This window comes from Psychrobacter sp. DM8 (genome assembly GCF_051307025.1).
GTDB lineage: Bacteria > Pseudomonadota > Gammaproteobacteria > Pseudomonadales > Moraxellaceae > Psychrobacter.
Genome location: NZ_CP195538.1, coordinates 482,302 through 503,145, shown reverse-complemented (window position 1 = coordinate 503,145; position 20,844 = coordinate 482,302). Strand labels below are relative to the sequence as shown.

General features: G+C 43.8%; 18 protein-coding genes. 6 read left to right on the top strand and 12 right to left on the bottom strand.

The window, feature by feature from the left end; genetic code table 11:
• Positions 1 to 15: 15 nt before the first annotated feature.
• Positions 16 to 681, bottom strand: coding sequence for a DUF1294 domain-containing protein (locus tag ACR64J_RS02215; RefSeq protein WP_435950276.1), 666 nt, complete (start codon positions 679 to 681; stop codon positions 16 to 18).
• 166 nt (positions 682 to 847) lie between these two features.
• Here ACR64J_RS02215 and ACR64J_RS02210 point away from each other — a divergent pair, with 166 nt between their 5' ends.
• Complete coding sequence (locus tag ACR64J_RS02210) at positions 848 to 1,342, top strand: FKBP-type peptidyl-prolyl cis-trans isomerase (RefSeq protein WP_435950275.1); 495 nt, start codon at positions 848 to 850, stop codon at positions 1,340 to 1,342.
• 21 nt (positions 1,343 to 1,363) lie between these two features.
• The gene (locus tag ACR64J_RS02205; RefSeq protein WP_435950274.1) at positions 1,364 to 2,404 is read left to right on the top strand and encodes an aldo/keto reductase; all 1,041 of its coding nucleotides are present in this window, start codon (positions 1,364 to 1,366) and stop codon (positions 2,402 to 2,404) included.
• Between the two features lie 89 nt (positions 2,405 to 2,493).
• On the opposite strand, the gene ACR64J_RS02200 is transcribed toward ACR64J_RS02205, so the two are convergent.
• Positions 2,494 to 3,288 carry a lysophospholipid acyltransferase family protein gene (locus ACR64J_RS02200; protein WP_435950273.1) on the bottom strand — a complete coding sequence of 265 codons (795 nt, stop codon included), beginning with the start codon at positions 3,286 to 3,288 and terminating at the stop codon, positions 2,494 to 2,496.
• 263 nt (positions 3,289 to 3,551) lie between these two features.
• Between ACR64J_RS02200 and hflX the strand changes: the two genes are divergently transcribed.
• From hflX to ACR64J_RS02180, 4 genes are all read left to right on the top strand, one after another.
• Positions 3,552 to 5,027 (top strand): ribosome rescue GTPase HflX, encoded by a 1,476-nt coding sequence (gene hflX, locus ACR64J_RS02195; protein ID WP_435950272.1) that lies wholly within the window; start codon positions 3,552 to 3,554, stop codon positions 5,025 to 5,027.
• Positions 5,028 to 5,331: 304 nt separating this feature from the next.
• A complete protein-coding gene (locus tag ACR64J_RS02190; RefSeq protein WP_435950271.1) occupies positions 5,332 to 5,763 on the top strand; it encodes a CidA/LrgA family protein in 432 nt (143 codons plus the stop codon).
• A gap of 66 nt (positions 5,764 to 5,829) precedes the next feature.
• A complete protein-coding gene (locus tag ACR64J_RS02185; protein ID WP_435950270.1) occupies positions 5,830 to 6,519 on the top strand; it encodes an LrgB family protein in 690 nt (229 codons plus the stop codon).
• Between the two features lie 164 nt (positions 6,520 to 6,683).
• On the top strand, positions 6,684 to 7,484 hold the full coding sequence (locus tag ACR64J_RS02180; protein WP_317200150.1) for a lytic transglycosylase domain-containing protein: 801 nt from the start codon (positions 6,684 to 6,686) through the stop codon (positions 7,482 to 7,484).
• A gap of 162 nt (positions 7,485 to 7,646) precedes the next feature.
• On the opposite strand, the gene tsf is transcribed toward ACR64J_RS02180, so the two are convergent.
• From tsf to ACR64J_RS02130, 10 genes are all read right to left on the bottom strand, one after another.
• Entirely contained in the window at positions 7,647 to 8,531 is an 885-nt protein-coding gene (gene tsf, locus ACR64J_RS02175; RefSeq protein WP_435950269.1) for a translation elongation factor Ts, read from the bottom strand.
• Positions 8,532 to 8,708: 177 nt separating this feature from the next.
• Positions 8,709 to 9,566, bottom strand: a complete 858-nt coding sequence (gene rpsB / locus ACR64J_RS02170) for a 30S ribosomal protein S2 (RefSeq protein WP_435950268.1) — start codon at positions 9,564 to 9,566, stop codon at positions 8,709 to 8,711.
• Positions 9,567 to 9,999: 433 nt separating this feature from the next.
• On the bottom strand, positions 10,000 to 10,449 hold the full coding sequence (locus ACR64J_RS02165; protein WP_435950267.1) for a chemotaxis protein CheX: 450 nt from the start codon (positions 10,447 to 10,449) through the stop codon (positions 10,000 to 10,002).
• A 36-nt stretch (positions 10,450 to 10,485) separates the two neighbouring features.
• Complete coding sequence (locus ACR64J_RS02160; RefSeq protein ID WP_435950266.1) at positions 10,486 to 10,935, bottom strand: chemotaxis protein CheX; 450 nt, start codon at positions 10,933 to 10,935, stop codon at positions 10,486 to 10,488.
• Positions 10,936 to 10,984: 49 nt separating this feature from the next.
• Positions 10,985 to 11,347, bottom strand: coding sequence for a response regulator (locus tag ACR64J_RS02155; protein WP_435950265.1), 363 nt, complete (start codon positions 11,345 to 11,347; stop codon positions 10,985 to 10,987).
• Between the two features lie 9 nt (positions 11,348 to 11,356).
• Positions 11,357 to 13,597, bottom strand: coding sequence for an ATP-binding protein (locus tag ACR64J_RS02150; protein ID WP_435950264.1), 2,241 nt, complete (start codon positions 13,595 to 13,597; stop codon positions 11,357 to 11,359).
• 77 nt (positions 13,598 to 13,674) lie between these two features.
• Positions 13,675 to 14,544 carry a substrate-binding periplasmic protein gene (locus ACR64J_RS02145; RefSeq protein ID WP_435950263.1) on the bottom strand — a complete coding sequence of 290 codons (870 nt, stop codon included), beginning with the start codon at positions 14,542 to 14,544 and terminating at the stop codon, positions 13,675 to 13,677.
• 383 nt (positions 14,545 to 14,927) lie between these two features.
• Positions 14,928 to 16,103: a multidrug effflux MFS transporter gene (locus ACR64J_RS02140; protein WP_435951007.1), complete on the bottom strand. Its 1,176-nt coding sequence runs from the start codon at positions 16,101 to 16,103 to the stop codon at positions 14,928 to 14,930.
• A 270-nt stretch (positions 16,104 to 16,373) separates the two neighbouring features.
• Positions 16,374 to 17,186, bottom strand: a complete 813-nt coding sequence (locus ACR64J_RS02135; protein WP_435950262.1) for a crotonase/enoyl-CoA hydratase family protein — start codon at positions 17,184 to 17,186, stop codon at positions 16,374 to 16,376.
• 101 nt (positions 17,187 to 17,287) lie between these two features.
• Positions 17,288 to 20,740 (bottom strand): ATP-binding protein, encoded by a 3,453-nt coding sequence (locus ACR64J_RS02130; protein WP_435950261.1) that lies wholly within the window; start codon positions 20,738 to 20,740, stop codon positions 17,288 to 17,290.
• Positions 20,741 to 20,844 lie beyond the last annotated feature (104 nt).

Genomic DNA, 20,844 nt, shown 5'->3' with positions numbered 1-20,844 from the left:
GCCTTTTTTAATAATTCATAAAAACCCCTCCAATCCCCCACCCGCCATCACAAATAACAAGCCCGCCAAGTTAATGACTACCGTCAAATAATACGCCATACGAAACTCTGGCTTTTGGGACTTGTGGCGCAGATAAGTCTGGGCAACCAGCGCTCCCACCCAGCCGCCAAGAGCGCTTAAAATATGTAATGTCATCTCAGGGGTGCGCCACTCATTGTTTTGCGCCGCTTTTTTATCTTTGGCATACATCATATAAGTGATAATTCCCAACGCTATATACCAGCCAAACACGAGCCAGCTTATCTCACTTGTGAATGCCAGTACCGCTAGCACCCCATAAAAGCCTACGCCAATAAACAAACGCTTTTTTTGACCCTCCTCAAAGTCCGCTTGTGCGCTGCGTTTTTGATTACGCTTACGGATTTGACTGTTCTTATTTGCCATTTTTTGCTGTACAAAGCTTAGCTCTTGTATTCGCTTGGCCTGCAGGCGACCTTGATTATCTTGCCCAAGCGTAAAGACAACGTGTTCGCCAATCTCTGGGCGGCGCGGTGCTTTGAACTCGCTCACGTGAAAAAACACCGACTCGCCATTCCCCATTTTGATAAAACCAAAGCCTTTTTCATCTTGCCATTTTTGTACGACGCCTTGTACTAGGATGCTTCGCTCATTTTGTGCCATTGCTATATATGCTCACTTGTAGATTCAAAATTATAGTATTTTATCTATGGTACTTTATTTATATTTATAGTGCCGCAGTTACGTTACATTATTGACGCTTACACCAGCTATCATTTGCCTTATTATTTGATGCATTGCTTTTTTAATCACTAGGTGACCTTTGACTATGACCGACTCTCAATTTATCAATCCTAACGAAGATACGCGCATCGCTTACGGCAGTAGCGTCAAACTACATTTTGAAGTCTCACTTGAGAATGGAGAAATAATCGATTCAACCTTTAGTCGCGACGCACCTGTCACGCTGACTATCGGTGATGAGAGTCTATTGCCTGGCTTTGAGCAGGTGCTGATGAACTTGCGGGCAGGCGATACGCGCACAGCACACCTTGGCCCTGAACAAGCCTTTGGAGACTGGAACCCAGATAACGTCCAGCAGTTTAGTCGCACTCAATTTGCGCTCATCGCGGACAATCCTGAGATTGGCATGATGGTTGAGTTTGAGGATAAAGGTAAAAACACTTTGGCAGGTATCATAAGTGCTATCGATGATGAGATCGAAGTGGACTTCAACCATCCGCTCGCCGGTCAAGCGGTGCTTTTTAAAGTCCAAATATTTAAAGTCACTCCGCCTGGCGTGACTGGTATACAGCTCATTTAAAACAATAAAAAGGATAATAAGATGAAATATGAAACCCTGCCACAGATTCATGAACAGGTATCCAAGATTTGTCTAGGCACGATGACTTGGGGACAGCAAAACGACGAGAGTGAAGCGCACGCGCAGATGGATATGGCGCTAACTGCTGGCGTCAACTTTTGGGATACCGCCGAGATGTACCCTTCACCACCTGATAAAGACAAGCAAGGGGATACTGAGCGTCATATCGGCACTTGGTTTGCTAAGAACAAGCAGCGTGATAAGGTTATCCTTGCCAGCAAAATGTCGCCAATGAGTTTTTTGCGTGACGGTCAAAGCCGTTTTAACGCTGAGCATATCGGGCAAGCTATCGATGGCAACCTTAAGCGCTTGCAAACAGATTACATCGATGTTTATCAGTTGCATTGGCCTGAGCGTCAAACGAACTTTTTTGGTCAGCGCGGCTACACCGAAGATATGGCAGCGCAATCACTGGACGATTTGACGCCGTTTTTAGAGACCATTCGAGCGCTAAACGATGAGATCAAAAAAGGTCGCATTCGTGCGTATGGCTTATCCAACGATACCGCTTGGGGACTCGTGCGCTATCTTTGGGAGGCGGACAAGAATGGTTTGATCGCACCTATCACGGTGCAAAATCCTTATAGCCTACTCAATCGCTTGTATGAGGTCGGTATGGCAGAGATCGCGCATCGCGAAAACGTCGGCCTACTTGCTTACTCGCCGCTAGGCTTTGGTGTGTTGTCGGGCAAATATTTAGATGGCAAACGTCCAGAGGGCGCTCGCCTGACCAAATATGAGCGCTTTGGTCGTTACGTAAACGAGCAAGCGCTATCGGCGACAGAACAGTACGCCAAGATTGCTGATGACGCAGGATTAGATATGGCGCAGATGTCACTGGCTTTTGTTAATTCGCGTGCTTTTGTCACTAGCAACATTATCGGCGCGACCAGTACCAAGCAGCTTAAATCTAACATCGACAGCATTGATCTGACTTTGAGCGCAGATGTACTAGAAGCTATAGAGGCCGTACATACCGAGCAGCCTAATCCATCGCCTTAGTTTTATTTTTAGGTAGAAATATCAAAAAAAAGCGCAGCCTATTAAAGGTTGCACTTTTCTGTGTTTATCCTGATAGCAAAACCTTATGCTTATGCAGAAGTACTCAGTACTCTTGAATGTAGTTCAGCTAAGCCTTCTTGCATACTTTTTTGCAATTTGTTGGTCATCTCACTTTTGCTATAGCCATTAGGATCTATTGGCTCAAGCGGTAGCACATAAGCGGTAACATTTTTGCTATCGAGTACCTTTTTAAGGCTCTCTTTCATGGTTAATTTGCCATAATAAGGCAGTGCGTCACTTAAGGTACCGTCCTTATTAACATAAGCGAGTACCATAGGCTGTACGGGTACCTTTGCATCTATCGCTGCTTGCAAAAGCGTACCATGAATACGCTTGATTTTTTTACCATCTGTCGTGGTGGCCTCTGGGAAAAAGACAACCGAAAAGCCTTCTTTTAAAAAGTCTGCAATTTGCGTGGCTACTGATCCGGCATCTCCTGACCCGCGCTGGATAAATACCGTGCCCGCAGCATGAGCCAGCTTACCAAATACAGGCCACTCGCCAATCTCAGCCTTTGACAAAAAGAACGCGGGACTCACGGTACCTACAACTGGAATATCCATCCATGACACGTGGTTTGATACCCACAGACCGTGATGCTGCGGTACTGGCTCGACCTCTACGACCTTGACACCGAACGAGCCTGCCATCTTGCGACAAAAGGCTTGAATATAGCGTGGTAGCTTTTCTCTTGGTGGCTCCCGAAATGCGCCGATGCGCTGGGCGGCGCGTAGTCCGCCGACCATAGTTGTGGTCATGCCAGCGATTTGCTTGCCACGGCCCAACTGTTTTTTGACTGAAAACTTTGACTTAGATTGACTCATCTTTGTCCCTCATGGATGTATATAGTGCGTTATTGTATATAAGCTACGCGCGGTTATGTAAAAGATAAATTATAAAAATAGAGTGTAATAAAAGGCAGATAAGTATAACAAACTTCTCTTGATTCAGTGACGATTTGTTCACTCAGACCTCTTGGATCAGGTTCAAAGTTAACATAAAATTATCTGACACGCTTTAATATCGTTGGGGTGGCCGCATATAGAAGGTTATAACCCTTTAATAAATTAATAATAGGTGACTATTTTTGGAATATTTTGACAGACATACCGGCGGCGAGCGCGCTATTATCGTTCATCTAGACATCCGCCAAATTCAAGATCCTGATGATCTTGGCGAGTTTGAACTCTTGGCGGACTCAGCAGGTGCGGATCGATTGGCACTAGTGACAGGCTCACGCCTAAAGCCTGATGCCAAGTACTTTGTAGGGAGCGGAAAGGCTGAAGAGATTGCCGAACTGGTACGCGAGCATGACGCTGATATCGTCCTTTTTAACCACAATCTGTCGCCATCACAAGAGCGTAACCTTGAGACTATAGCCCAGTGCCGCGTCCTTGACCGCACCGGTTTAATCTTAGATATCTTTGCTCAGCGCGCTCGTACTTATGAAGGTAAGTTGCAAGTCGAGCTGGCGCAGCTTAACCATCTATCGACGCGCCTCGTTCGCGGTTGGACGCATTTGGAGCGTCAAAAAGGGGGTATTGGTCTGCGTGGCCCTGGTGAAACCCAGCTTGAGACCGATCGCCGCTTATTGCAGACGCGAGTTAATCAGCTTAAGAGTAAGCTTGAAAAGGTACGGCAAACGCGCGCGCAAGGCCGTGCCCGTCGGCAAAAATCTGATGTACCCACTGTCTCGCTCGTCGGTTATACCAACGCAGGCAAGTCCACTTTATTCAATCGTTTGGTGGATGAAAACATCTATGCTGCGGACAAACTGTTTGCGACCCTTGACCCGACACTGCGCCGCTTAGACTGGCAAGGCGTTGGACGCGTAGTACTGGTCGATACCGTAGGCTTTGTGCGTCACTTGCCCCATGAGTTGGTTGAGTCTTTTCATGCTACGCTTGAGGAGACGTTAGAGGCTGATCTTTTGCTTCATGTTATCGATTCCTCAAGTGAGGATATGCATGAGCAGATTCAAGCGGTCAAAGCAGTGCTGGCTGAGATTGACAATGACGTACCTGTGCTCAATGTCTATAACAAGATTGATCTCACTGATGAGCCTGCTCGTATTGGGTATGCAAGCGAGGGGAAACCCAATCGTGTTTATGTCTCCTCACGAGAAAACCTAGGTATGGAGGAGCTCTCTCTTGCCGTACAGCAGCTATTGACGGGCACGCTTACCACCTTTGATTTGACGCTGCCATATAATGCAGGTCAATTCAAAAACACCTTGTACGAGCTTGGCGTCATACTCGAGGAAAGCTATGATGATACGGGTCATGAGTGCCTGACCATACGTCTGCCAAGCGATAGGCTCAAGCAACTGCTCGGTCAGGCTAACCTGTCTCCTTTAGACGTACTGCCCTTAGCACAAGCAACGCTTTTGATGCCTGTTCTTGAACCTTTTGAAGAGTCAAGCCAAGAAAAAACTGCGACAAATGCAGGTGATCTTGACAGTAAATCGGTAGATTCTGATGACTCAGCTGAGACTTTAAGCCATCATTTAGACGATGAGTCCGAAGTTGATTTAGCCTTGTCTGATACAACGCCAGAGGCCTGATCAATCAGTCTAGCTATTTATTAAACGCGGTCTTTAGTACTATTTAAGTTACTATTTAAAAAAACCTCACCTAATACAAGCGGTACTTATCTTATAAGATAGGTATCGCTTGTTTTTTGATAGTTTGGCGCTTATTGATTCTGCCTTAGGGAACCTAGCTTTATTAATGTGGCGACTGTGTATATAATTGGCGCTCCTATCATCGACAAGTGTTTTTTTAATGGTGTGTCATGTTTTACTAGTACTTACCATTAGTCAAACCTCTAGCACGTTATGTTTATTTTTAACTTATCATGAGTCACTTATGACCCTCTCTTCGCACTCAAAGCTACCTTTATGGATGGCTATTATTTTAACCCTCGTTATGGTCGTTGTGGTTCGTGAGCTTGCGGTCGTTATCTGCAGCTGGGCTGGTATCGAAAAGGCTGCCAATATTGTCGGTTTGGTTGCGATGTTCTTGATACTTATGACTTGGCGTTTGATAAGAGGTCTACCGCACTGGCTCACTCAAGCGAGCAATACTTTGCTTGTCGATAGCGGTTTTGCCTTTTTACCTGTATCTGCCGGCGCTGGCATCTTGTTATTTGAGCTTGGTGATGAGTTATGGGGCGTCATGATCACGATGATTATCAGTACTCTCATACCGCTATGGGGTCTTGGCATCTTGGCTAATCGCTGGCTAAACAGTAGCGATACTCTTGATACGTCAAGCAAATCTACTGAGCGTCAAGAGTAGCCGTATGTTTTATGAGAGAGTTATGCATCTTTCTAGGGGTTTTTATGTATTTTGCTAGAGGTAGCCATGTATTTTGACAGCATAGCCGTAGCGACTGGGGCGGCGATACTATTGACGTTAGTGGCGCACGTGAGCGCCCGCGTCCTTGCCAAAAAGCTCACTTGGCTGCCTATGGTCATTACCGCACTAGTCTTAGTTATTGTGTTCTTATTCATTTTGCAATGGGACTATGATAACTACTATGGCGTGGCCAAACCTGTCTTTGATCACCTGTTGGGTTACGTGACAGTACTACTTGCTGTACCGCTGGCAGCAATGAACTTTAAGGGTTTACCGGTCAAGCGCCTCTCTATTATTGTGCTGATTGCTAGTATTGTCGGGGCTTTATTGCCCATGTCACTTGCCTATCTGTTTTCGCTTAGCCAAGAGACCATATTAGCCTTTGCCACTCGCTCTGTAACCACGCCTATCGGTCTTAGCGTAGCGGACTTGATTGGCGCACCTTTAGCGATGGCAAACCTGATCATTATTGTTTCAGGCTTGCTTGGCGGCGCTCTGGCACGTTTCTTGTTTCGCAGTATTGATGATGACCGTGCAAAGGGTTTGGCACTGGGACTGGCGGCGCATGCTTTTGGTACAGTTGAAGCGTGGCAGATCAGCTCAACTGCTGGACGTTATGCAGCCTTTGGCTTAGCGGTTAACGGGCTATTGACTGCCGTATGGGTACCCATATTTATCGGTGCGCTGTCAGCATAAGCTCATTCTTTATTTTATGGATATGACATATTCGACATAAGTCCAAATGAGGATTTATGTTATAGTTGTGTTATAGTAAATTCTATCTATTTTAAATCAGCTGATTCTTGAGCGCGTTCATACACCAAGTAATCTGATCGTCTTCGATAAAAAGTGATGCCTTTATGATAAACATTCAAACCCTAAGTCGTTGCCTGTCACCGATATTATTGACCTCTTTTGCTCTATCCGCTATTTCTACAAGCGCGCATGCTGGCAATATGTATATCTATAAAGACAAAGGCGGTCAGGTTCTTCTAACCAACGTCAGCCCTAGCGGTAATTTTGAAAAATTCACCAAAAAAGTAAAAGTCACTTATTACAAAGACAGTAGCAATTACGATAATAATGCCAGTACCAATAACTACGGTACTAGCCCTGCTAGCAATAGCGGTAGCCGTAATGCTTATGACGCTTATATCCGTGCTTCAGCTGCTCGTCATGGCGTTGATCCTGGGCTTATGAAAGCAATGATGCATACCGAGTCCGCTTTTAATCCTAATGCCCGCTCGCCTGTCGGCGCACAAGGCTTGATGCAGCTGATGCCTGCTACTGCCAGACGATTTAAGGTGAGTAATGCTTGGGATCCTGCGGATAATATTGAAGGTTCAGCCAAATATATCGCTTGGCTGATGCGCCGATTTGATAACAATATCGAATTTGCTATTGCAGGCTACAACGCAGGCGAAGGTAACGTCGATAAGTATGGTGGTATCCCACCATTTAAGGAAACCCGCAACTACGTCAAAAAGGTGATGAGCCGTTATCATAGCCTGTACAAAAACGACTCTGGGCTATCGACTAGTACAAATAACTATAACAACGCTAATGGCATCAGCGATAACAGCTCAATGCAAAATGTCAGCTTTGGTACGAGCAGTAATAGTGCAAGCTACGCCAATTCCGCTTACGCTGCGCTACGTTAAACTTACTATTTTATATACTGCAAAACGCAAAAAGCCCGCTACTATATAGCGGGCTTTTTGTCTCTATCTATTTGTCTGTATCTTTTTTATCTATATGCAGTATAGAGCACTACATTAACTAAGATAGGTTTAATGCTATCTACTTAGCTTATTGATATAGGCTTACTTGTTTGCAGCAGCTTGCGTTGCGGCAACTTCTGCAGCAAAGTCTTCTTGCTTTTTCTCAATGCCTTCGCCAACTTCTAAGCGCTTAAAGCCTAATACTTTAACGCCCTCAGCTTTTAGTACGTCGCCGACTTTTTTGTCGTTGTCCATGACGTATGGCTGACGCAGTAGGGTCACTTCATCAAGATACTTACGCAGACCGCCTTCGATCATTTTTTCAACGATGTTATCAGGCTTACCAGATTCGCGAGCTTTGGCTTCAATGATATCTTTTTCACGAGCCAATACGTCTGCAGCCACGTCTTCGTCATCTACCGCTACTGGGTTAAAAGCGGCGATATGCATAGCAAGGTTTTTACCAGTATCAGCATTATCACCTTCAAAAGATACGACCACACCGATACGTAATCCATGACGATATGAGGCAAGGTTATCGCCTTCTAGCGTCTCAACGCGGCGTAATTGGATGTTCTCACCGATTTTTTGTACCAGTGATACGCGAGCTTCTTCGACTGTTTGACCATCGCCATATGGCAATTGATTGATAGCTTCAACGTCAGTCGTATTGTTTTCTAAAGCGATATTAGCGACTTTTTCAGCAAAAGCTGTAAAGTTGTCATCTTTGGCGACAAAGTCAGTTTGGCAGTTAACTTCTACCAAGAATGCTTTTTTGTCGTTTTGTGCGATGATGATAGCACCGTCAGCAGCGATATTACCTGCTTTTTTGGCCGCTTTTGCTTGACCCGATTTACGCAAGTTATCGATGGCAACTTCAACATCGCCATTTGACTCCTCTAGTGCTTTTTTGCACTCCATCATGCCAAGACCAGTACGGTCGCGCAATTCTTTTACCATTTTGGCAGATACTTTTACGTCTGTCATAAGAGTTACCTCTATTTGTTGTGTGTGAAAATGCTTAATATAGGTTTGCTTAACGAATAATAGCGCCTAAAAAGACTATTTATTGTATAAAAGGCATGACGAGTAAACCTTCATCATGCCCCTTATTGATAATAAATAGGTCACTAACAATAAGTTAGTGTTACGCTTAGTTAAGACTTATAGATCAGTTTGTGCTTCGGCTGGGTTTTCAACCGCAGGTGCTTTGGCAGGTTGCTCAATCGCAGTTGCTGACTCTTCGGTAGCAGGTGCTTGCTTATCCGCTGGTGCTTGCTCAGACGCTTGCTCTTGATCCGCTTTGCCGCCCGCTTGCGTTTGTGCATACTCTTTACCCGCGATGATCGCATCAGCCATAGAGCTGACATATAAAGTCACGGCGCGAATAGCATCATCATTAGCAGGGATGATGTAATCAACATTGTCAGGATTAGAGTTTGTATCGACGATACCGATCACAGGGATACCTAGGTTTTTAGCTTCTTTAATAGCAATCGCTTCATGATCAACGTCAACAACGAAGATAGCGTCAGGTAGGCCGCCCATGTCTTTGATACCGCCTAATGAGCGCTCAAGCTTTTCCATATCACGTGTACGCTCTAGAGCTTCACGTTTAGTTAGCTTAGCAAAAGTACCGTCTTCCGCTTGCTTCTCAAGCTCTTTTAGACGAGTGATTGACTGGCGTAGTGTTTTCCAGTTGGTAAGCATTCCACCTAACCAGCGATGGTCGACGTATGGCATGCCAGCACGCTGTGCTTGCTCACGGATGATACCGCTTGCCGCACGCTTAGTACCTACAAATAGTACCTTGTTTTTCTTAGCTGCTAAGCCGTTTACGTAAGTCAAGGCTTCGTTAAACGCTTTTACGGTATGCTCTAGGTTGATGATGTGAATCTTATTACGGGCACCAAAGATATAAGGACCCATTTTTGGATTCCAAAAACGAGTTTGGTGACCAAAGTGAGCGCCAGCTTGGAGTAAGTCGCGCATTGCGATTTGTGTTGGGTTGTCATTTGCCATGTAAAAATGTCCTATTGGTTGGGTTATGCCTCCACATCACAAAAACTGCCTATCTAGCGACACGCATTTGCAAAGCGTTTTTTAGGGTAAATAAAAAGGCTTATGCAAATTAATCAAGTCGCCAAACACCCAGCAATTTTTTGCCATGATGTGTGTGTCATTGGTTGGTTAAAAAATGCACTATCAAAAAATAGCTGCGCTGTATTTTATCATATATTAAGTAGCAATCTCTAGTTATTTAAATCGTACGAACAATCTATCTATAGGTTGTGGATATCCATCAAGTCTAAAATAGACAAAGAGTAGAATGCAAAAAAACGACGTCTGAGCGTCGTTTTAATATGGCCGATTCGAAATAAAATAAACTATTATCAGTTTTGTAGTGGTTCAACTATACTTAACATGTTCAACTTTATATTGCAGTGAACCGTCTTTAGGCAATACAGATACCTATTACCGCCTCATAACCACGCCAAGTAAAAGGCGTTATATAGCTATGACGATCATTGGGTAGGTAGGATAAGCTTGGCGCGCCCTCAACGATAGTGGGAGGGGAAATAATAAAGTCGGCGCCAAATTCAGTACGGGCATTACCTGATATGGTGTTCGCCATCTCACCAAGTAGATCTTTCATCATTTTAAGGGACGTGTCAGGCTCACCCATGATTCTGATAATCTCGCGCAGCATATTACTCGGAGCACTAACATAAACGCACCCAGTCAGTGGTCCTGATATCTTGATAATACCGCTATAATCATAGCCTACTGCGACTTTATTATCACTTAGATATGGAGTGTCAAGTGAAACACTATCAGTGCCAATCTGTGTAAAAAAGGCATCGATTGAGCTTAAAAAGACCCCTAATTTTTCAACTTTGATCATAATATTATCCGTATATAATACCCAGTAGCTAAAGCATTAGTCTTCAAGACAAACGACGATTTCACCGATCTGTGATAACCAAGTAATAGGAATGATAAAAGAGCGCTCATCATCAGGTAGAACGATACTCTGCGGCGCACCTTTAAACACAAAAGGGACAGAGATGTGAAACTCAGAACCGAACTCTGTACGTGCGTTGCCAGCGATAGTATTAGCCACTTCACCTGCTAGATCGATATACATCGCTTCACTAGTATCCCTCTCGCCCATACTACTTAATATAGAAGATAGTAGCTTGCGAGTCGCCGAAAAATACACTACCCCTTTTTGTGCACCAGATATACCGATGACGCCAGTATAGTCGAGTACTTTAGGCAGCTTACCTTCTAGCAAGTAAGGCGTGTCTACCACCATCTCCTCGCTACCAAACTGGTTAAAATAGTGGCTAATAATATCCAAAAAAATCTGTAGCTTTTGCTCTTTCATAGTATTTTTCTTGTATTTAATGGGTATGAGCTTAGTTTGCGTCAGCTCATTAGTCTTGCATCAATTCGTGTAAGGACTCAACCAAATCCTCTTCTGAAAAAGGCTTGCATAAAAACCCGCTAGCACCGAGCGATAGCGCCTCAATACCAGTAGATTTATCAGACAAAGCTGACACGACTAAGATACGTACATCAGGATCAATGGCGATAATCTTTTTGATACATTCAAGACCATCCATTTGCGGCATCGTCAGATCCATCGTAATCACATCAGGGCGGTGCACATTGAACTTCTCTACCGCCTGCACGCCACTGGTTGCCGTCGCTACTAGCATAAAGTTGCCAGAGTCATACGCTCGCTGGATACGGTTTCGAATGATGTTTGAATCATCAACGATCATTAGTTTATACATAGTTTACTCTCAACTGGCTTTTGGTAATTTGATAACAAAACGTGTCATCTTACCCAGTTCACTATTTACGTTTAGACTACCATCATGCTCTTTTATCAAAGACTTGATGATGTCTAGCCCAACACCGCGGCCGCCATCTTCATCAGCATACTCCTTGGTAGAGAACCCTGAAGCGAACAACTGTTTGAGTAGCTTAGCTTGACTAAAGGTAGCAACCTCTTCTTTACTATAGCGGCTACCTTCAACCAATCTACGGCGAATGCTATCGTAATCGATACCTTGACCATCATCTTGGATAGTGATGACAAAGTCTCGACCAACATTTTGCATCTCAAGCTCGATGGTTCCAACGTTTGATTTGCCCGCTGATTTACGAGCCTCTGGCGTCTCTACTCCGTGAACGATAGCATTACGTAGTAGCTGAATACTAATCTCTTTGACGGGTTTTTTAAGACGCTCTGGTACACTGACATGACTCAAAGTTTGGCTTTGAAGTTGTACATATTTATCTTGTCTGGTGGCAATGTCTTGCGCGAACTCTTGATAATATGGCATATAGTCATCGTCTGAATCATCATCCAAATCAATGTCCATACCCTCATCACTATAGGTGTCATCGCTTGCGCTGTAGGTATTATCGCTTGTGCTATGAGTACTCAAATTTTCAGAAACTTGTGCAACTGGCTGAGCAGCGTCTGGTTCTACTACAACTTGAGGCTCTACAGCTCTTGGCGTAGCAGCAGCAGATGATTGGTTAATACGCTCACCTAAAGCTTCAATAGTGTTAGACAAAGTGAGGAGCTCATCTAGATGAACGGCTAGCGGCAAAAAGTCGTTACCTGATAAGGTGCCTTGGTTTTGTAGCGCATGAAGTTTGTCTTCTGCTTCTGAGGCAATCTTAGTAAAGCTATGCAATTTAAGTGCAGAGGCCTCGCCTTTTAGGCTGTGCATATCACGATAAATGGCTTTAAGTTTGCCTTCAAGCTCATACTGCGAGCTGCCTGGGTTTTTTAGAATGTTGTTAATTTTTTCGATATGCTGTTTGGTGTTATCGATGAACTCGTTAATCACCTTTGGATTTACGTTCAAGATAGTGGTCAGCATCTCGATTTGCATATCGTTTTGTGAGCGCTCTTTTTCTAGGCGCTGTTCAAGATAAACGGCATCTGATACGTCATTAACGTTGACCAAAATACGCGCAATATCTTTATTGTTATAAACTCGTGAGAACTTAAAATCTAAGAAGCGACTGTCTGAACCTTGCTCACCTGATACATTATGCAATCTCACTTTGTGCAATGGATTTAATGAGTCGACGAGTTTTTCTTTTACTCGCGGATTGTATAGCTGCTCAATGAATTGCTTGGTCGTCGTCAAATCTTTATCAGAGATACGGCCACGCAATACACTGGTAAAGTTCTCGCCCGCTAAATTGTCAGTACCGATAATATTGTTTAATGCCCGAGAATGCTGTTGTCCGATATTTAAGTCTTTATCTAACAAGAATAGACCAGTATTTACCGTTTGCATGATCTCTTGCGTCTCACGACGAGCCGCTAGTGCTTCAGCATCAGTCTCACGCAAGCGGCGAACAAAGAAGAATACAAAGACTAAGAAGTAAGCAAAGATTGCCGCAACCCCTAGTAGCTGAACTAGACGGATCGTATTAGCCTGAGCTTCTGACTGAGCATAAACTTCATCGGTCAGCTCGTTTAAAGAGTCATTCATACGCAAACTTGATGTTTTAGCTTGATCATTGGCCAGTGCAAGCTCACTTGATGAGTCAATTAAAATATCATCAGCACCCTCAAGATAGTTTTCGATAAGTGGCTTTAGCTTATCCCACTCTTGTTGTGCAGTTTCAAGTGCGTTTTGCTCATACTCGCCTTTTATTTGAGGAACACTGATCGTTGTACCATTGCTATTAATATAGTTTGAGCCGTTACTCATACCCTTTAACAGCTGATCAATATCTTGTGTATTGGTTTCAAGTCTTTCTCTGACTCGTACTTGGTGTGGCGAGTTAATATGTTCGCCAGTACTGTTTTGCAAATCAAACAAGTCTTTAATAATCGTTTGGGCATTGTTCGCAGTTTTGTTGGAGAGGTTAACCAGGGTTGTATTGCGCTCAAGAATACTTGAGGTGTAAAAAGTAAAAGCGAGCAAAACCCCAATGAGCGTTAAAAACGCTACAATGGATAAGATTAAACCGCGATAACGTGAACCGTCATTTATATTTGCGATAGCCATAGCTGATTCCTTTCAATATAGATAAATATACTTACTGTTTAATAACAAGAGTAGCCTATAGTTTGTTATTACAAGAATTATTGCATCGCCTTCTCTTGCTCTAATACCGCAGACGTTAAATCCTCACCGAACCATTTAGTCGTTAATTTGCCGTAAGTACCATTTTCTTTAATAGTTTTGAGACCAGCATTTACTTTCTCTAGCAATTCAGGCTGATCTTTGTCAATGACTAACACTTTGCGAGCTGCTTCTGCGGTTAAGTCTTCGTAATCAAAATACTGAGGTTGTAGACTTGGCAAATCTTCCATGATATAGCGCAGCGCTCCTGAATCCTCTGCTACTGCGTCAACCTTTCCTTGTGCCATCGCTTGTACTGCGGCAAAGGTAGTGATGTAGGGTTCAACTGATTTTACCTTGAACTGACCGCTGCTAAAAAACTCATGCTGCACTGTATCATCTAGCACACCAATTCTGACGTTGCTTAAGTCGTTTAAAGAGTTTAGATTTAGCGATTCATCTAGATACAATAGCGTAGAGGGCAACGGCGCATAGGGATCTGAGAGCAGATATTTACTGGCACGCTCTGCACTATAAGGAACGGCTGCAGCAATCATATCCCGGTTTTTGCTATCTAAATTCTCAAAGATCACCTCCCAGCGATCGGTATAGTTCTCTACTCGAAAGCCTTGATCCTCTCCAATAGCATTCATAACATCTATATCAAACCCACTTACGTTACCGTATTCATCTTTAAATTCATAAGGAGCAAAATCTGAATCAGAAGCTACCCGAACTACTGGCGCTGAATCAGGTAATTTACTGACAAACTCTTCTTCAGTTGTACCTTCTGAATTTGCAACTTCTTGAGTAGCAGGATTGCCAGAATTGCTACATCCTAACAAGCTAACGCTCATCATTACTGGAAAAATGTATAGTAATTGCTTCATAATTGACCCTTAATTCAAAATTCATTTAGCCAGTACTATGTCTCAATAGTAAGCTTATGTTTCACATATATTGAAAATGTAAATATTTAGTTACATTACATACTAATAAGGTCATAAGTAAATTGCAATATTTTAATTATAATAGTTGAATGAGATTTATATTTCTCAATATAAATATAAATATCTATTTATATAAATGTATTAAGGACAACGTTCACGTCAAAGTTCACATTAACTTACTACTCTGTGATTTTGGTAATAGTAAACAAATATTCATATTTTCTTATTTATCAATTAAGTAATTGGCATGTTTGAAAACTAAAAAAACTCAACATATTATGAATATATTGAGTTCTTGTGAAGCTATATTAAGACTACAGATATTACTCAGCATCATCCAAATTTAAGTTACGATCAATCTGCCAAATTAAATAAGCGCCAAGACTCATAAGTGAGAACATAGCGATACCAATCTTAAGCACAGGATTAACCGGGAACAGATTGAGCAGTAGCCCGCCAAATATTCCCACCGAAAACATCAAGGAGCCTTGAAGCGCACTTGCCATACCTGCGCGTTTTTTCTGAAACGCTAGAGCAATAGCCGATGCGTTGGGCTGCGTAAGACCCAGTCCTGCAATACAAAAGAAGATACAAGTTAATACCAGTGGCAGCCACGCATCAGTACCAAATAGTATGCCTATAACAAACAGCGCGGCCGCTGATATGACCTGCATCATCGCTCCAAAACGCAAGATACTTAGAATACGAAAGCGATTGGTGAGCCATTGATTGAGCTGAGTTAAAAGCACAAACCCTGCCGCATTCATCCCAAAGAGCCAGCCAAAATGCGTCGCTGAAACGCCATAAGTGTCCATAATGAGCTCAGATGCCGAGCTAATATAGACGAACATCGCTCCCATCAATAATCCGCCACCTATAGCCGGATAACTAAAGCTTCTATCCTTTAATAGATCCCAGTATTGACTCATCACCTCTTTGGCGGGACGCGCGTTACGATTCTCTTCTGTTAATGTCTCAAAGAAAAAGAATTTAGTGAGGAGTAGATTAAACGCCCCAAAAGCGGCCAAAAACCAAAAGATAGAATGCCAACTAAAAAACTGCAAGAACAGCGCACCAAGCGATGGCGCAAGTATAGGGGCAAGCCCCATGACCAATATCATGATAGAGAATGCTTTTGCTGTTTGCTTCGCGGTCAACCTGTCACGAATTGCCGCGCGCGTGACCACTGCGCCAACGCAAGCACCTAGGGCTTGTACGGTACGTCCTACAAACAGCACATACTCGCTATCAGTCAGTGCACAGACAATAGAGGCAATCACATACAGCGTCATCCCAAAATATAGAGGTTTGACGCGGCCAACGCGATCACTCAAAGGCCCGTAAATAAGTTGCCCAAAGACCAAACCGACAAAATACGCGGGTACGGAGTTGGCCATAAATGCGGTCGATACGCCAAAATCATCCGCCATAGAAGGTAGCGCGGGCAAATACATATCGATAGATAAAGGCCCAACTGCAACAATAAGCCCAAGCATCATAATCCAAGCAACAGGCAGATCTGCTGAGCGTACACGCTCGCTCGCTACTGGTTTAGGATTGATTGGGGTGTTTGGAGTAGACATAGCAAGACCGTATGATTTGATGAAATAAATATATATACTGCTTGGAATCGCAAAAAAAACAGCAGACAAGGCTATATCGCACTGTCTGCTGGAATTTCAATAGGTAAAGGGGTTGAGCTGCGATATATACTTACAAGATACTATAATATATGAAGTAAAGACATATGTTTATAGTATGCATAACGACTATCTAAACTGACGCTTGTTAAAGGTAATACTGGCATCCTTGGCTTTTTTGAGGGCAAGTTTGCGGTTGCGACCTAGCATGACTTTGAGTTGCCACATTTTTTCTTTATATAGCGTCATAGCAGGTTGCTGATGCATCGCATTAATCACGCGCTTGCTCGCCAGCACCGCATCGGGTGAACGCTCGGCGAATTCAGCAGCTAATCTTTGCGCATGTTCAAGCGGCTCATCACTACAGTGACTGACCAGACCTAGCGTCTTGCCCTCAGTACCATCGATAAGGCGCGCACTCATGGCCAGCTCCTTGAGCACATCTTCTCGCACCACCCCAAAGGCGGATTGCGTCAGACCCATATCAGGCACTAAGCCCCACTTAGCTTCCATAATAGATAGCTTACAATCTGGATGACTGACGCGCACATCACAAGCGAGTGCCAGCTGTAATCCTGCACCGATGCAATGACCCTCTAATACAGCGATCACTGGAATTGGCACCTCACGCCAGACGAGACATACGCGTTGGAACATACTCTGCCAAGGCTTTACTAACTCCCAAAAGGCATAAGCTTGATTCTTAGGATTGTTTAAATCACCCAGATCAATACCCGCGCAGAATGTTCCCTCGGCACCATTTAGAATAACCGCGCGCAGGCTCTTGTCTTTACTTATACGCTTGGCTACGTTGACCAACTCATTCACCAGCTCAAAGCTAAGCGCATTTTTTTTGTGTGGTCTGTTGAGCGTAACTGTCAAAATATGGTCAGTTACGCTAACTTGTAGCGTTTTGTATTGATGGGCAGTGATAGCGTGCATAGTTATCCTCAATATTAGGTAGCAAGTATTTAGATCGATAAAACTATCATAGCAAGGTTATGTGGGTAATGTCAGCGCAATAACTGACCCCAGATATCACATTAGATCATTTTCCACGTCATATCATTTTCACTCAATCGGTGATAATTCAACTGCGGATAAGCAGACAAATCAAGGGCTTGTAAGTTATCTAATGCAGTTATTAGTGCTTCATAATAAGGTGCGAGCATAGCCAGTTGAGCGGGCGTGGTATGCTGCACATTCAATAAACACTTATCTTCTAAATCTTGGCTGGCTTGACGCAGCTCTGGCACGCCTGTATAGCGACTAGCGCCCAATATACGATGAGCAATCTGCGCTAGCATACTGCGATCATGAGCATGCCAGGCTTTGGTCAGTACCTTTTTTTCATCGTCAATAGTATCAAGCATCATCATGATAAGCTTAGCTGCAAGCTCAGGCTTGTTAGCAGAGCGCGTCAGCGCATCTTGCCAGTCAAAAATATCAGAATCTTTGTGCATACTTGAGGTGCTGCTGTTAAGACTGTTACTCTTTTGCATATTGGCAGAATTGCTATGCGCCCACAGGTTTTGCACAGGTTGCATAAAGGGTGGCTTCACAAAAGAAGATACTGTAAAAGGATTGTCGCTTTTGTCTTGCTGATAGTTTGGCTCAATATTAGACTGACTAGTGTCTTCACGCTGATCAGTAGAAGCAAAACTAGATTCATGTCTGTATGCAGACGCTTTGCCATTGCCACCCTTGGTTTGACTGTTGCGCAAATAATCATCGCGAACTCTTTTAAGGGATAAGGATCGAGCAGCTCTTTTCTCGATTGTATCTTGTTGATCAATCAAAGTGTTACTCGTTTTTTGACCACTATCGTTAGTCGGAGCGGCGTAAGATGCGATTAGTGTATGAGCTTCTGTAGTAGTGGCGCTATTAACAGAGGTATACTCTTCATTTTTGATAGCCAAAGCTGAGTCATGCGACATCGCAGTTCGCCCAAGCCACTTTTGTAGTACTTGCAACAGCTGCGGCTGACTAATCGGCTTACCGACATAATCATCTATCCCACTTGCAACCAATTGTTCGCGCTCATCAGCTAGTCCATGCGCAGTCAGAGCAATAATAGGAATACGCTTATCTGTGTTTTCGATTTTGCGAATCTGCGCAGCAGCTTCACGTCCTGACATACGCGGCATTTGAATATCCATAAATATCAGGTCAATATGCTGCTTGTGGTTCTCCTCTGTTTTATCTTGTTTGCTAAGCTCTAATGGTTGCTGAGTAAGGATGTCACGATTTTGCGCTTTTGACACCTGAGTTTTATCGTGTAAGTTATGTTGAAGCGTTTTTATATTCTCATTTGAGGTTTGCTGTTTACTAATAATCTCGATCGCATCAAAGCCACTACTTGCGGTCACAACATGAATACCAAGCTCGCTTAATAGTGCGTCCAAAACCAGCAAATTAGGCAGATGATCATCGACTGCCAGTACTGTCATGCCCGTCCAGCGTGGCTCTTTGATCTGCTCTATAGCGCGGCGCTTGCGGGTATCGAGCATTGTATAGAGCTGACGCTTATCTAGCGGCTCATATAAAATATTGGCTTGGTATCGGTTTAATAAAGCTTTGTCGGCAGCAACTTGATAACCAAATACGGCAAGTTTGCCTTGATAGTGCAAACGGATCTGTTTGAGTAGCGCCATCATATCGTCTTGAGTATCATCATCAACAATGACCCAATCCCAGTAGTTGCCCTGCTCCTTCAATGATTCCAGCACGCCCGGTAGAGAATTGGCTTGCACCAGTTTAATCGGCAAACTGTGCAAACTGGCTTTGAGTACCTGTCTGGAGGCGGCATGATTGATCCAAACCAGCACATTAAATTCATCATGAGCGCTTGCCAGCGGCGCAAGTCTCGGTAAATCAATCGTTTGCTCAGCGGCTGCCTCTAGCACATTGACATGCGCTGGCATACGAAACCAAAAGGTCGCGCCTTTATTAGCAATGTTTTCTTGCGCATTGTCATAAAACCCAATGTCACCACCCATAAGACGAGTGAGCTGCTTGGATATCACAAGGCCCAAACCTGTACCGCCATATTGACGAGTAATTGATGGATCACCTTGACTAAAGCTTTGAAACAGCATCTTTTGATCGCTCTTGGATATCCCCTTACCGCTATCTTGTACACTAATGATTAAATGATCATCTCTGTGATCGTCTAAGCTTACGCGCACCACCACATCGCCGCTATCTGTGAATTTGATAGCGTTGCCGACGATATTGGTCAATATTTGCTTAAGTCGTAGCGCATCGCCATTAATGCACATGGGCACATCGTTATAGAACAGTACTGCCATGCGCAGACCTTTTTCAGAAGCCACAGGCGAGAGCATATCGACCACGTCATAAACCGTGCTATAAAGGTCAAACTCGTGACAATCAAGCACGAGTTTACCCGCCTCAATCTTTGAAAAATCGAGCACATCATGAACCAGAGCCAGTAGATGTGCAGAGGACTTGCGGATGGTTTGTACGTACAAATCTTGCTCGGTATTAAGCTCACCGTGACGCGCGAGCAGATTAATAAAGCCATCAATACTGTTAAGCGGCGTACGGAGCTCATGACTGATATTGGCCAAAAACGCAGATTTTGCTTGACTGGTTGAGATGGCGGCATCGCGGGCATTTCTAATAGAGATGTTCTGCATCTCCATCTCATCAAAAGCAAGGCGCAGATCATCTTCGGTTTGCTCGGCGTGGTCTTTTAGCTCCTGAAAGCTTGAGTGCAAACGGCGCAAGGTTCTGACCAGATCTTGTTGCAATAGATTAAGCTCGCCATCAGACTCAACCAGCACAGGCTTGTACAAATTATCAACCTGCGTGCGCTGAAGTTGCAAGCGCAGCTCATAAATAGGTGCAATCCAGCGTTTGGCATAGATGTTTAGAGTCAATAGCAAAATTAAAATCGTAAACAGACCAGTAATCGCTAGCGCCATGGCAATACGGTAACGGGCGATATAGAGCGGCTGGTTGTCCATATCAACGAGCAGCCAGAATTTTTGCCCGTCAAAACTACCTAACGAGCTGCCGTATACTGTACCAATAGGCGATGGCTGCTGCGATAAAAAGTCCTTGTTAACATCAATAACAGGCCACGCCTCCTCCACCCCATAGCCCACAGTCATCAAAATCTCATCGTTATCGTCAACGATAGCGATGCGCTGTACATGCTGGTCCGATTGCATTTGACTTAGCTTTTCACGGATAATTCCTAAAGCCGCTACGGCCTCTGATGAAGCCTTGTCCGTAGCTAATGCTTGATTTTTTTGCGCTAATAATTGTGGTACTAAGTCTCGAACCATAGGCTTGTAGCGAATAAGCACCGCCTCAGCTAAAGCTTCTTGCTCTGAATCACTGGCGCGCATGGTCTCAGTAAATACCAAGATACCACCAACGATTGCCAACACACATATCGGCAAAAACACCAAAAGGATCAGCTGACCATAGGCGCTACTGGTATTAAAGCGTTTTTTTTGTGCCATGAGTAGCTTGACTCCATTATCCTGCGAGCTTTGTGACTGTCTGAAAATCTTAAAACTTTGATGTCCGTATTTTAGCAGCATTTATGATAACAGGGGCTATCAAT